Genomic DNA, 12312 nt, shown 5'->3' with positions numbered 1-12312 from the left:
AAGAAGTTGTTCATGATGGCGCTAGATATTTATGATCCTCGATGAGAATAACGAATCGAATCAATAAGAATGATACAACTATCAGTTTTAACATCGAGGTAGGCAGATGTACGACGCTTTTGTTATCATCCTCGTCCATTTTTAACTACGTAACGAAGATCTTATGCTTTATTCTCTACTGAGTGTGATGGCTCCTATGTTGTTAGGTGCGCAAATACTATTGACGCTAGTGTTGGTCAAAGGTGATATTTGTCCGGGACAACGAGGGCGAGTACATAAAGTACTGCCTGTACTAGCCATTCTGTGGCTTGCTGTTGCGTCATTAAAAGTTGAGGCATTTTTAGTCGTATTTGCTTTGCTTTATTTTTACTCGCAGGTACAAACTAAAAAAACACGTCAAGAAGGGCCGTTGTGGGTAATGTATCTGGCTGATGGTTTAGCGTTAGCTTTTGTTGCGATTTTGATTGTTGATGCTGTCAATGTGTCTGCCAGCTTGTCTTTGTTCAGTTTGATCTTTTTACTAGGCGCAATATTGGGGCATCTTTTACTGACGATCGCTCGTACACGTCTACAAGCTTTTCATCGTTTATTACCGGTGGTGGGTATTGTGTCAGCGATGATCGCAACACTCTGTATTGTTCCTTATGCCTATCAACTCGATGCGCCATCTTTGTCAGCATTGACTCAGCCTCTATTAATCAGTTTTTTATTGCTAGTAATAGGGATTGTTGCTTGGTGTTGGCACTTATTATTGGTGAAACCTGTGAACAAAGGACAGTTGATTGTTGCCCAAGGCTTGCTTTTGGCCGCTGCGACTGGCTTCCATCATCTTTATTTATAATTGGCAGAGTTTCGCGAGACGGTTCACTTTTCATTCCGCTAATTACGACTAAGCTTGTTAATAAGGCGTGTGATGATAGAGGAGCATGATGATGGATTTAAGCAATGTGAGCCGTCTTGACGATGCTATTTTACTCGGTATTGTAAATGAAAAGCTTCGGCTTGAATGTGATAGCTTGGGCGAATTAGTTTCCATGTATGAGATGAATGAAGAACACGTGGTTGGTAAGCTACAGAACTTGGGTTTTAGATACGACCCCCTCACCAACCAGTTTAAAGCGGTCTAATTTTACAAACCTATTAGTTTTTACAAATTAATCAGTTTTTAAGCCATCTTGATGCCATCGAGGTGGCTTTTGCATTGTTGACGAGCGATAGCAAAAAAGGCTTGCAGATAATGTTTGTCTTTTTCACTGTGACGAGTTGCGGCAAATAGCCTGCGCCACAAGCCATTTCCCAACGGTTTACTGGTGATCAAGCCTTGACGGGAAAATTCACTGATTGCCCAATTCGGTAAGGTCGCAACGCCTAATCCCGCAGAGACCATTTGCACTAACATCAGGGTGTTATCGGCTTGTTTCCATTTTGCTGGTTCAATTCCTGCTGGTTGTAAAAAGTGCTTTACGACATCCAAGCGCTGTTTTTGTACCGGATAGCTCAGCATGGTTTGATCGGCTAAATCTTGCGCGCTAATAAACGCTTTATCGGCTAGTGGATGATTGGTTGCCGTTATAAGACGCATTTCAAAATCAAACAGCGGTTCATAGTGTACTTCAGAGCGAGGCAAAATATCTGAAGTAATCACTAAATCAAGCTCTCCTGCCAATAATGCAGGGAGAGGCTCAAATCCAAAACCAGAAGAAAAATCGAGAGTAACGCTCGGCCAAGCAATTTGATATTCACGTAGCGCGGGCATCAGCCATTGAAAGCATGAATGGCACTCAATCGCCATGTGTAATCGGCCATTAACATCTTCTTTTAGACTGGCCAATTCATTTTCAGCTTTTGCCAGCCTTGGTAGCACTTCATCAGCGACCTTAAGCAGAATATTCCCTTCAGAAGTAAAACGGACCGGACGTGTTTTGCGCAAAAATAGTTGTCCTCCAATCCGTGCTTCGAGATCTTTGATTTGATGCGATAGAGCCGATTGCGTTAAGTGGAGACTGGTTGCGGTTGCGGTTAGCGATCCTGTCTCACGCAGCGACACTAAGGTTTTTAAATGTTTAAGTTCTATCATGCGCCACCGTCATTTTTTATCTTTATTTTTGTCTATTACTATTTAACTTACGTTGTTTTTTTGGAGCTGTAAACATCTAGATGGCCATTTGTTATTTAAAGAAGTGAAGTTATCAAGTCTCAATATGAATTTAATTAATAAACAAGTTGAATAATTGGCGATTGTGTCAGTGATTGATTAGCGAGATAGTTTGGACATCCAGACATCTTTTAGTGTGGCGGTGTCTGACAAAATCAATGATCAAAAGGATAACGACCATGGCAACGACGACTCATATTCTAGGCTACCCACGTATCGGCGAAAAACGTCAATTGAAGTTCGCTTTAGAGCAATACTGGCGAGGTGAGATAACGCAACATCAATTACAACAGCTAGGCAGTGACATTCGACAACAAAACTGGCAATGGCAAAAAGAAGCAGGATTAAGTTTTGTCACGGCTGGTGATTTTGCTTGGTATGATCATGTGTTAACGACCACTTTATTACTTGGTCATGTGCCTAAGCGTCATCGTGATGGTTTTCCAGATATTGATACCTTATTTCGTGTCGGTCGTGGTCAATCGCAAAATAGCTGTGGTTGCAGTGGCAGTGCGGCCTCGGATATGACCAAGTGGTTTAATACCAATTATCACTATATTGTGCCAGAGTTTAGTGCTGATGATAGTTTTGAAGTCAGTTGGCCGCAGCTGTTTGATGAAGTCAATGAAGCGATTAAAGCTGGCCATCAAGTCAAACCAGTATTACTTGGGCCATTAAGCTACTTATATTTGGGGAAAGAGGTCGAAGAAGGATTTGATCGCCTGAGTTTGTTACCGAGACTATTAACGGCGTATCAAGCTATTTTGGCTAAATTAGCCAAACAGGGGGTGACGTGGGTACAAATTGATGAACCGATTCTAGCCCTTGAGTTAGAGCCAAAATGGCAAGATGCATTTAAATTAGCTTATCAAGTGCTACAAGGGGAGGTAAAACTATTACTCACCACGTACTTTGATTCGGTGGTCGATACGTTAGATAACATTATTCAATTACCAGTCAATGGTTTGCACATCGATCTTTCAACTGCGCCCCAACAATTAAACAACGTCATCGACAAGCTACCTCAAGATTGGGTGTTATCGGCAGGAGTCATTAATGGTCGCAACGTATGGCGAGCGGATTTGGCTTCATTATTGACCTTATTACAACCGGTAAAAGAACAGTTAGGCGATAAGCTTTGGCTAGCCAGTTCTTGTTCTTTATTGCACAGCCCGGTAGATCTCGAGTTAGAAGCTCATTTATCTGCCGAAGTGCGCAGCTGGTTTGCTTTTGCCAAGCAAAAAATTACCGAAGTGGCTTTACTCGCGAAAGCGCTAGATGGCGATCAAGCGGCGATCTTAGCTTGTGATACCTATAGTTTACCGATTGTCGAGCGAAAAAGTGCCCTGCATGTTAATAAGCCTCGAGTCCAAGCACGTGTCAATAGTATTGATCAAGCTCTGACGGAGCGAAGTGCGCCATACAGTGAACGAGCGCATCATCAGCAAGAAGTGTTAGGTTTACCATTGCTACCAACCACCACAATTGGCTCTTTCCCACAAACGGGTGATATCCGTGCTGAGCGCAGCGCTTATCGACAAGGGAAATTAACCCAAGCGCAGTATGAGCAAGCGCTTAAAGGGCATATTGCTGATGCGGTGCAGCGTCAGGAAGCATTAGGCTTAGATGTATTAGTACATGGCGAAGCTGAACGTAATGATATGGTGGAATATTTTGCGGAAAATCTCGCTGGTTTTCAAACTACGCAATTTGGTTGGGTACAGAGTTATGGCTCGCGCTGCGTTAAGCCAGCGATTGTGGTTGCCGATATTGAAAGAGCGCAGCCAATTACAGTAGGTTGGTCGACTTATGCTCAGTCATTAACCAGCAAGCAGATGAAAGGGATGTTAACTGGGCCTGTGACCATTTTATGTTGGACATTCCCACGAGAAGATATTTCTCGTCAGCAGATAGCTCAGCAATTAGCACTGGCTTTACGTGATGAGGTTGCCGATCTGCAAGATGCGGGCATCAATATTATTCAGATTGATGAGCCGGCGATTCGTGAAGGCTTGCCGCTGAAAAAACGCGATCATCAAGCGTATCTGTCGTGGGCGGTGGATGCTTTTAAGATCTCTGCGGCGGTGGCTCGTCCAGAAACACAAATTCATACTCACATGTGTTACAGCGAATTTAATGAAATTATCGATGCGGTGGCAGCATTAGATGCAGATGTGATCACTATCGAAACATCACGGTCAAATATGGAGCTACTTAAAGCCTTTGAGGAGTTTAGTTATCCCAATGCGATTGGCCCTGGTGTGTATGATATTCATTCACCCAACATCCCTGCACAACAATGGATAGAAGATTTACTGCGTAAAGCCGCAGAAAAAATCCCCGTAGAACGTTTGTGGGTGAATCCAGACTGCGGTTTAAAAACGCGTAATTGGCCGGAAGTTGAAGCCGCATTGACCAACTTGGTGTTAGCGGCGAAAACCTTGCGCAGTGAGTGGCAAGCTAACGTTTAACATCGAAGTACAATCAAAACAAAAAGCCGCTATTCGAATTGAACCGATTGGCGGCTTTTTTGAGAACGGTGACTATTTATCTTGTGATAAACCGAGTAGCGATTGTTGGATATCACTCACTGGGGTTTGCATGGTTGGCTGAGTGGTAATGCCCAATTGTTGTTTTGCTTCTTCAACGGTTAATCCTAGATGACAACATAATAAATCGATTGCCATTTGGTAGCTATTGACTTCGGCCATGATAGTTTCCTTTGCTTGTTGTGACATACCCGCTTTTTAGCTGAATCTGCAAATAGTTTGCGTATAGCCATTGACTTAGATCAATCTAATCGCTTTAACTACGCCTCTCAATAAGACCAAAGTCTAACTTTTTACTGATCGGATCTGTTGGTTAATTTCTCGGACATTAAATGTTGCAATTTAGCACTTAACCTTGAATATTAAATCGATAACACTATCTCTATATAAAAGTAAAAGTTGGCTGATATATGAACGGTATCATCGGTACAATTAATCAAAACATCCTATTTGGAGAGAAGTAATGAAGCGAGTATTTTTATTCTTAGCAACCAACCTAGCTGTTGTGCTGGTGCTCAGTGTTGTTCTGAATATCGTTTATGCAACAACCGGCATTCAGCATGGCAGTTTGTCTGGCTTGTTAGTTTTGGCAGCGGTATTTGGTTTTGGTGGTTCATTTATTTCACTTCTTATGTCAAAAAGCATGGCACTGCGCTCGGTTGGGGGCAGAGTGATTGAAACGCCACGTAATGAGATGGAGCATTGGTTATTGCAAACCGTCAGCCGTCAAGCGCAGCAAGCCGGTATTGGTATGCCAACAGTGGCTATTTACGATGCGCCAGATATGAACGCTTTTGCTACAGGCGCAAAGCGTAACGACTCGTTAGTCGCCGTATCGACGGGTCTGCTACACAATATGACAAGAGATGAAGCTGAAGCGGTATTGGCTCATGAAGTCAGTCATATTGCGAATGGTGATATGGTGACCATGACATTAATGCAGGGCGTTGTGAACACTTTCGTTATTTTCCTGTCACGTTTTATCGCCAATATTGTCGCTTCGAGAAATTCAGATGAGGGCGAGGGCAGTAACACCATGGTCTATTTTGGCGTTTCCATTGCTCTTGAATTGGTATTTGGTTTCTTAGCCAGCTTTATCACTATGTGGTACAGCCGCCATCGTGAGTTTCATGCTGATGCCGGGGCGGCTCAGCTGGTCGGTAAACACAAAATGATTGCCGCTTTAGAGCGGTTGAAAATGAGTCATGAGTCGCAGTTAGAGGGTTCGATGATGGCATTTGGTATTAACGGTAAGCGTACCGTGACGGAGTTACTAATGAGTCATCCTCCGCTAGATAAACGTATTGCCGCATTGCGTAACTCTTAATTTATTATTTATCATTGACTAACCAGCCTTCGGGCTGGTTTTTCTTTTCTCGCAATTGATCGTTTTATCTCTTCATGTCGTATCTTAATCTATAAAGTTGTACAAAATTTTTTTTGTACAACTTTATAAAATGCACTATCTTATCATTACATTGTACGAAAAATTATTTTGTATAACTACGAGGTTACACATGGATGTTCAAACGGTTGGTCAATTCTATTGTCAGCTCAGTAAGCATACTTTGCATCGTTTGCCAGAAATCTACCATCAAGAAGTGGTTTTTGCTGATCCTGCACACCGTATTGAAGGTCTAGAAAGCTTGCATGATTACTTTATTAACCTTTATCAGAATGTACAGCGATGTGAATTTACTATCCATGAACAACATCAAATTGAACAAACGGCTTTTCTCGTCTGGACGATGCATTTACAGCATCCTAAGCTTGCCAGTGGTCGAGTAATTGATGTCCAGGGTATGAGTCAGATTAAATTTCAAGATGATAAAGTCATTTATCATCGAGATTATTTTGATCTCGGTGAAATGCTCTACGAGCAATTACCGCTGCTAGGTAGCTTAGTTCGTGCAGTGAAACGGAGGTTAGGCCAATGAATAGTGTCTTGATCACCGGAGCCAGTTCAGGCATAGGTTTGCAGCTTGCTAAAGATTATGCGCAACAAGGTTGGTCGGTCATTGCCTGTGGGCGCAATTTGACGGCATTGCAGGGATTACAAGCTGAATACCCAAGAATTGAAATTCTGATCGCCGATGTCACTGATCGTCAGGCCACAATCGACGCTTTATCTTCCTTGCCGGTGGTTCCAACGCTTTGGATTCTTAATGCTGGAAGTTGTGAATACATCGATGATGGCCTGATGGACTCTGCATTATTAGGCCGCGTTTTTGAGGTGAATGTTCTGGGTATCGCGCATTGTATTGAGGGCATTCAACCTTATCTAGCTCAAGGGCATCGAGTGGCTTTTGTTGGCTCTATTGCTAGTGAACTTCCACTGCCAAGGGCAGAAGCTTATGGTGCTTCAAAAGCGGCGGTCAACTACTTAGCTCGGACGTTAAGATTAGATTGGCAGATGAAAGGGGTAGAGGTTTCTACCATCTTTCCAGGTTTTGTTGCTACCCCTCTGACCGATAAAAATACCTTTCCGATGCCAATGATCATTACTGTTGAACAAGCCTCTGCCGCTATTAGACAAGGGTTGGCGAAAGGTAAACAGAGCATTTATTTCCCTGCGGTATTTACTTGGATAATTCGTTTAATCGCAGCACTGCCTTACCGCTGGCAGCACGCTATTGTCAAGCGATTGGTTGGCGCATAGAAGGACAGAACAATGAAAATAGCCATTATTGGAAGTGGTGTATCAGGGCTCACTTGTGGGCATTATTTGCATCAACAGCATGATGTAACGATTTTTGAAGCGAATGATTATATTGGTGGGCATACCGCTACAGTAGATGTTGAACTAAACGGTCAGTGTTATGCGATTGATACGGGGTTCATCGTATATAACGATCGCACTTATCCAAATTTCATACAAATGATGAATGAAATTGGTATACGTGGCGTTGCAACACAAATGAGTTTTAGTGTGCGTAATGATGCCAATGGATTGGAATATAATGGTCATACCATCACGACTCTGTTTGCTCAAAAGCGTAATTGGTTTAAGCCAAGCTTTTATCGTTTTATTCGCGAAATTTTGCGTTTCAATCGACTGGCTAAAGCGGCGGCTCATGATGCGGAAGATAGTGTTCAAACTCTTGGTGAATTTTTGCATCATCATCAGTTCTCGGGTTATTTCTGTGAAAACTATATTTTACCGATGGGGGCGGCGATATGGTCTTCTTCATTGGCCGATATGCGTGCTTTCCCTCTGACGTTTTTTTTGCGTTTTTTCCTCAATCATGGCCTATTAGATATTACGGATCGCCCTCAGTGGTATGTGATTGAAGGTGGCTCTCGAGCGTATATTGAACCGTTAACCAAAGGTTTTCGCGATAAGATTCGTCTCAATGCTCCTGTTGAGTGGTTGCGACGGAGCGGACAAGGTATTGAACTGCAAGTGCATGGCAAGATAGAACACTTTGATGAGGTGATTTTTGCTTGTCATAGTGATCAAGCCTTAGCTTTATTATCGGATGCTAATCATCTTGAGCGTGAATTACTCGGTGCAATGGGTTATCAAGCCAATGAAGTGATTTTACACACGGATACCAGCTTACTACCAAAGCGAAAAGCGGCTTGGGCATCGTGGAACTATCGTTTAGCAGGTGAGGCTGATCAAGAGACTCGTTTACCAGCTTTAACGTACAACATGAACATACTTCAACATATTAACAGCTCGGAAACGTTCTGTGTCACCTTAAATAGCAGTGAAAATATCAATCCTAATAAAGTGCTGCGTAAATTTACTTACCATCATCCGGTATTTAACCGTGCCGCGATTGCTGCCCAGCAACGCAAAGCAGAGATCAGTGGCGTCAATCACACTTGGTTCTGTGGCGCTTATTGGCATAACGGTTTTCATGAAGATGGCGTGAAAAGCGCATTAGACGTTGTCACTCGCCTTAGTGCGCAGCCGGATATCGCTCAGCAAGGAGCGGCGTAATGCACAGTAAAGAGAGCGGAGTAAGCAGTTCGTTGATGGTTGGCCATGTGCGTCATCGGCGTTTATCGCCAGTGACGCACGAGCTGACGTATCCACTTTTTATGCCCGCGATTGACTTAGATCAGTGGCCTGAGCTGCAAAAAAAAGTGTGGGGACTGGGTGAAAAATGGTGGCATTGGGCCCGTTTTCGTCGTCAAGATTATCTTGGTCAAGGCGATTTGAAAGCCGCGGTACAAGAAAAAGTTCATGAACTTACTGGTCAGCACATCGATGGTAAAGTCCTAGCTGTGGTCCATTTGCGCTACCTCGGGCTCTATTTTAGCCCAGTCAATTTTTATTACTTGTATGATCAACAAGGAGAGTGGCGCTATTTATTGGCAGAGGTGAGTAATACACCGTGGAATGAGCGTCACTACTATGCGTTACCGGCAGAGGCTGGGGTCGATAATCAGTATTGGCAACATGCAAAAGCTTTTCATGTTTCGCCTTTTAACCCGATTGAGCAGCAGTATGTTTGGAAACTCAAACCGCTCAATCAAGGCTTAATGGTGCATTTGGAGTGCCATCGTCAGCATAAAGAATTTGATGCGACACTGACTTTAAAAGCACAGCCTTTTACCTCTGCTCAGTTGTTAAAACTATTAATCAAAACACCAATTATGACGATTAAAGTAATGGTGGGGATCTATTGGCATGCGTTGAAGTTATGGATGAAAGGAGCGCCGTTTTATGCTCATCCAGGCTCATCGTCACTCAACAAAAATAATAAGGAGAAACGCTAATGTCACACTCTTCTTCTTTGGCTATGCCTAAAACGCTGTCTGTATTACAAAAAGGGGCGAGGGCAATGGCATTCAAGTCTCTTAACCTAATGCAAATTGGCTGTTTAACCATTAAAGAATCATTCAATGAAGTGGGTATTGAGCAGTTCGGTCCGGCTCAAGAGGGGCAGATTCACGCGACGATAGAGGTGAAACATCCCCATTTTTATGCTCGTTTACTCAAGGGTGGCAGTATTGCAGCAGCAGAAGCCTACATGGATGGCTGGTGGGACAGTCCTGATCTGACTGCGGTGATGGAATTAATGGCACGGAATTTAGCTGCGCTCGATAAGCTGGAAGCACAAAGCAGTGTTGTGATGCGCTGGTTCAATCAATTAGGCCATTGGTTAAAACGTAACTCTCTTGGCCAAGCCAAACAAAATATCGAAGCGCATTATGATCTCGGTAATGACCTGTATCAAACGTTTTTAGATAAAAGAATGCTCTACTCTAGCGCGCTTTATCTAAACAGTGATGACAGTTTAGAGCAAGCTCAATTGAATAAAATGGAGCGTTTGTGTCAGCAGCTAGAGCTGCAAGCCTCTGATCATGTGTTAGAAATTGGCACAGGATGGGGAGCGATGGCGATCTATATGGCACAAACTTATGGTTGTAAGGTCACCACGACGACCATTTCTGAAGAGCAGTTTGCCTACACACAGGCATTAGTTGAGTCGCTGGGTTTAACCGATCAAATTACCTTATTAAAACAAGATTACCGTCAGCTTACGGGGCAGTTTGATAAATTAGTCTCTATTGAGATGATTGAAGCGGTTGGTAAGGCCTATTTAAAATCTTATATCCAACAGTGTGATCAGCTATTGAAACCGCAAGGCTTAATGGCGATTCAAGCGATCACCATTACCGATCAACGTTATGACTATTACAGTAATAATGTTGATTTTATTCAAAAATACATCTTCCCTGGTGGCTTTTTACCGTCGATTACCGCTTTAACTCAAATGGCAACTCGGTTTAGTAATCTGGTGGTGCGCAATGTTTTTGATATTGGGCTAGATTACGCCCATACCTTAGCCGATTGGCGTTCGCGCTTTGAAGCGGCATTACCAGAGGTACAACGGTTAGGTTACGATGAGCGATTTATTCGTATGTGGCGTTATTATCTCTGCTACTGCGAAGGCGGTTTTCAGGCCCGGACAATCAGTACGATTCATATGACCTTCCAAAAGGGCGCCTGATGCGTGGACTGTTGCTGCCTTCATTACTGTTCGAAGTTATTTGGTGGAGTGCTGTCTGGGGCCAAACCGATTGGCAATGGCTGACATTGATGTTGGTGATCATCGCTTGGCTTAGTATGGCATATACCCAGCTAACCTCGCTTTTTCAAGTAATACTGCTCGCTGCGGCAGGTGTATTATTGGACGTAATTAATGGTGCTATCGGAGTGTTTATCTTTCCCTCCGATTATCCGATCCCACTCTGGTTAGTCATCCTATGGTGTGGTTTTGCTTGGTACGCTCGATTGCTTATCCCAGCTATTCAGCATTATTCATCACGCTGGATCATTATCCTAGGTGGTTTAGGTGGCGCGGTCAGCTATTGGGCGGGTTATCGATTTGCGGCCGTGGATTTTCAATGGACGGTTCTGACCGTAATGGGCATTTTATTTATCCAATGGTCGGGGCTCACATGGTGTTTATTAAAGGTATTTAATCATGCAAGGAATGCTCAGCGTATATAAACGGGTTATGCGTATTTCGCTTTTGCTCGTCATGATGTTGCCCCTTCCGTTGAGAGCAGAAGTGGATAAACCGCAACCAGAAATGCGGGATGCTTGGCGTGATTGGCCAGTGGTTGGACAGGCTACGCTGTCGTGGTTATTTTGGGATGTTTATCATTCCCAGCTGCGTTCACCAGATGGTCAGTACCAGAAGCAGTCCGGTCAAGAAGTAGCGACTCATCCTCTGGCTTTAGAGATCCATTACTTACGTACGATTCGTCGTGAACAACTATTAGAAGCTACCGAAAAGCAGTGGCAAAAGCTTGGCTACTCTGCAAAAAACATTGAGTCATGGATGGGTCAATTAAGCCACCTATTTCCAACGGTGGAAAGCGAACAGCGTCTGGTGTATGTCTCTGACGGGCAACATGGACAGCTGTGGTATTTTCCAACACCAACAGATAAACACGTTCGTGGTGAGATAACCGATCCGCAGATGAATGAAGCATTTTTGGCTATTTGGTTATCACCACGGAGTGATTACCCTAGATTAAGAAATCAACTGGTAGGAAAGCGCGGATGAAAAAGTATTGGCAAGCTCTTTGGTTAAGTGTTGCACTGGTGTTGGTCGGCTGTTCAACAGACATCAATGATTATCAGGATGTAGAGCCAAAGTTTGATCTGTTCAACTATTTTACAGGCACAACCCACGCTTGGGGGATGGTGCAAGATTATACCGATAAACAAACACGACGTTTTGAAGTCTTGATCGAAGGCTCGGTAGAGGGGGATGTGCTGACTTTAGTCGAAGACTTTATTTTCGACGATGGTGAGGAGAGTCAGCGTATTTGGGTGATCACTCGTACCGGAGAGGGTGAATATCGCGGTGAAGCTGACGATATTATTGGTCAAGCTCGAGGTAAAGAAGTCGGTAATGCATTGCACTGGCGTTACTCATTTTTATTGAGTACCGAGAGTCGAGATATTGAAGTACTGTTTGATGATTGGATGTATCGACAAGACGATCGTCACATGTTCAACCTTACCAAAATTAAAAAATTTGGCATTGAAGTTGGTAAAATTACCCTGTTTTTTCAAAAGCAGTAACGGGGCGCATCAACAAAAAAGGACTTCTTTAAGAAGTCCTTTTTAGTCTG

The 12312-nt window shown here is 43.4% G+C and carries 14 protein-coding genes; 12 read left to right on the top strand and 2 right to left on the bottom strand.

From position 1 onward, the window contains the following. Positions 1–163 precede the first annotated feature (163 nt). Both BSR11_RS06380 and BSR11_RS06375 read left to right on the top strand, forming a co-directional pair. Positions 164–841, top strand: coding sequence for an HI_1241 family integral membrane domain (locus BSR11_RS06380; RefSeq protein WP_072669610.1), 678 nt, complete (start codon positions 164–166; stop codon positions 839–841). 91 nt (positions 842–932) lie between these two features. Continuing rightward, on the top strand, positions 933–1127 hold the full coding sequence (locus BSR11_RS06375) for a DUF4250 domain-containing protein (protein WP_040904231.1): 195 nt from the start codon (positions 933–935) through the stop codon (positions 1125–1127). A 38-nt stretch (positions 1128–1165) separates the two neighbouring features. Here BSR11_RS06375 and metR read toward each other — a convergent pair whose 3' ends face one another. Further along, the gene (gene metR / locus BSR11_RS06370) at positions 1166–2077 is read right to left on the bottom strand and encodes an HTH-type transcriptional regulator MetR (protein WP_072669609.1); all 912 of its coding nucleotides are present in this window, start codon (positions 2075–2077) and stop codon (positions 1166–1168) included. Positions 2078–2334: 257 nt separating this feature from the next. Here metR and metE point away from each other — a divergent pair, with 257 nt between their 5' ends. Continuing rightward, positions 2335–4626 (top strand): 5-methyltetrahydropteroyltriglutamate--homocysteine S-methyltransferase, encoded by a 2292-nt coding sequence (metE, locus tag BSR11_RS06365; protein ID WP_072669608.1) that lies wholly within the window; start codon positions 2335–2337, stop codon positions 4624–4626. 72 nt (positions 4627–4698) lie between these two features. Here the strand turns inward: metE and BSR11_RS17270 are convergent, their stop codons facing one another. Continuing rightward, entirely contained in the window at positions 4699–4866 is a 168-nt protein-coding gene (locus BSR11_RS17270) for a hypothetical protein (RefSeq protein WP_004395053.1), read from the bottom strand. A 301-nt stretch (positions 4867–5167) separates the two neighbouring features. Between BSR11_RS17270 and htpX the strand changes: the two genes are divergently transcribed. The 9 genes from htpX to BSR11_RS06320 all read left to right on the top strand — a co-directional run bounded on the left by htpX (position 5168) and on the right by BSR11_RS06320 (position 12262). Beyond that, a complete protein-coding gene (htpX, locus tag BSR11_RS06360; RefSeq protein ID WP_072669607.1) occupies positions 5168–6031 on the top strand; it encodes a protease HtpX in 864 nt (287 codons plus the stop codon). Positions 6032–6161: 130 nt separating this feature from the next. Continuing rightward, positions 6162–6641, top strand: a complete 480-nt coding sequence (locus BSR11_RS06355) for a nuclear transport factor 2 family protein (protein ID WP_501207395.1) — start codon at positions 6162–6164, stop codon at positions 6639–6641. Further along, positions 6638–7363 (top strand): SDR family NAD(P)-dependent oxidoreductase, encoded by a 726-nt coding sequence (locus BSR11_RS06350; protein ID WP_072669605.1) that lies wholly within the window; start codon positions 6638–6640, stop codon positions 7361–7363. Before BSR11_RS06355 ends, BSR11_RS06350 begins: the two co-directional genes overlap by 4 nt. A 12-nt stretch (positions 7364–7375) precedes the next feature. Beyond that, on the top strand, positions 7376–8653 hold the full coding sequence (locus BSR11_RS06345; RefSeq protein ID WP_072669604.1) for an NAD(P)/FAD-dependent oxidoreductase: 1278 nt from the start codon (positions 7376–7378) through the stop codon (positions 8651–8653). After that, positions 8653–9435, top strand: a complete 783-nt coding sequence (locus BSR11_RS06340) for a DUF1365 domain-containing protein (RefSeq protein ID WP_072669603.1) — start codon at positions 8653–8655, stop codon at positions 9433–9435. The genes BSR11_RS06345 and BSR11_RS06340 overlap by 1 nt, the downstream gene beginning before the upstream one ends. Next, the gene (locus BSR11_RS06335) at positions 9435–10673 is read left to right on the top strand and encodes an SAM-dependent methyltransferase (protein ID WP_072669602.1); all 1239 of its coding nucleotides are present in this window, start codon (positions 9435–9437) and stop codon (positions 10671–10673) included. The genes BSR11_RS06340 and BSR11_RS06335 overlap by 1 nt, the downstream gene beginning before the upstream one ends. Next, a complete protein-coding gene (locus BSR11_RS06330) occupies positions 10673–11176 on the top strand; it encodes a DUF2878 domain-containing protein (protein WP_072669601.1) in 504 nt (167 codons plus the stop codon). Before BSR11_RS06335 ends, BSR11_RS06330 begins: the two co-directional genes overlap by 1 nt. Further along, a complete protein-coding gene (locus tag BSR11_RS06325; protein ID WP_240004047.1) occupies positions 11151–11738 on the top strand; it encodes a hypothetical protein in 588 nt (195 codons plus the stop codon). Before BSR11_RS06330 ends, BSR11_RS06325 begins: the two co-directional genes overlap by 26 nt. Continuing rightward, complete coding sequence (locus BSR11_RS06320; RefSeq protein ID WP_072669600.1) at positions 11735–12262, top strand: DUF3833 domain-containing protein; 528 nt, start codon at positions 11735–11737, stop codon at positions 12260–12262. Before BSR11_RS06325 ends, BSR11_RS06320 begins: the two co-directional genes overlap by 4 nt. Positions 12263–12312 lie beyond the last annotated feature (50 nt).

The sequence above is a fragment of the Vibrio injensis genome (assembly GCF_001895205.1).
Taxonomy (GTDB): domain Bacteria; phylum Pseudomonadota; class Gammaproteobacteria; order Enterobacterales; family Vibrionaceae; genus Vibrio; species Vibrio injensis.
The sequence above is the reverse complement of the archived record's forward strand: the minus strand, read 5'-3'. Positions and strand labels throughout refer to the sequence as shown.

Bases quoted from the DNA above. Each gene is read 5' to 3' on its own strand.
- BSR11_RS06380 (WP_072669610.1), top strand. From the start codon at position 164: ATGCTTTATTCTCTACTGAGTGTGATGGCTCCTATGTTGTTAGGTGCG.
- BSR11_RS06375 (WP_040904231.1), top strand. From the start codon at position 933: ATGGATTTAAGCAATGTGAGCCGTCTTGACGATGCTATTTTACTCGGT.
- metR (WP_072669609.1), bottom strand. From the start codon at position 2,077: ATGATAGAACTTAAACATTTAAAAACCTTAGTGTCGCTGCGTGAGACA.
- metE (WP_072669608.1), top strand. From the start codon at position 2,335: ATGGCAACGACGACTCATATTCTAGGCTACCCACGTATCGGCGAAAAA.
- BSR11_RS17270 (WP_004395053.1), bottom strand. From the start codon at position 4,866: ATGGCCGAAGTCAATAGCTACCAAATGGCAATCGATTTATTATGTTGT.
- htpX (WP_072669607.1), top strand. From the start codon at position 5,168: ATGAAGCGAGTATTTTTATTCTTAGCAACCAACCTAGCTGTTGTGCTG.
- BSR11_RS06355 (WP_501207395.1), top strand. From the start codon at position 6,162: ATGCACTATCTTATCATTACATTGTACGAAAAATTATTTTGTATAACT.
- BSR11_RS06350 (WP_072669605.1), top strand. From the start codon at position 6,638: ATGAATAGTGTCTTGATCACCGGAGCCAGTTCAGGCATAGGTTTGCAG.
- BSR11_RS06345 (WP_072669604.1), top strand. From the start codon at position 7,376: ATGAAAATAGCCATTATTGGAAGTGGTGTATCAGGGCTCACTTGTGGG.
- BSR11_RS06340 (WP_072669603.1), top strand. From the start codon at position 8,653: ATGCACAGTAAAGAGAGCGGAGTAAGCAGTTCGTTGATGGTTGGCCAT.
- BSR11_RS06335 (WP_072669602.1), top strand. From the start codon at position 9,435: ATGTCACACTCTTCTTCTTTGGCTATGCCTAAAACGCTGTCTGTATTA.
- BSR11_RS06330 (WP_072669601.1), top strand. From the start codon at position 10,673: ATGCGTGGACTGTTGCTGCCTTCATTACTGTTCGAAGTTATTTGGTGG.
- BSR11_RS06325 (WP_240004047.1), top strand. From the start codon at position 11,151: ATGCAAGGAATGCTCAGCGTATATAAACGGGTTATGCGTATTTCGCTT.
- BSR11_RS06320 (WP_072669600.1), top strand. From the start codon at position 11,735: ATGAAAAAGTATTGGCAAGCTCTTTGGTTAAGTGTTGCACTGGTGTTG.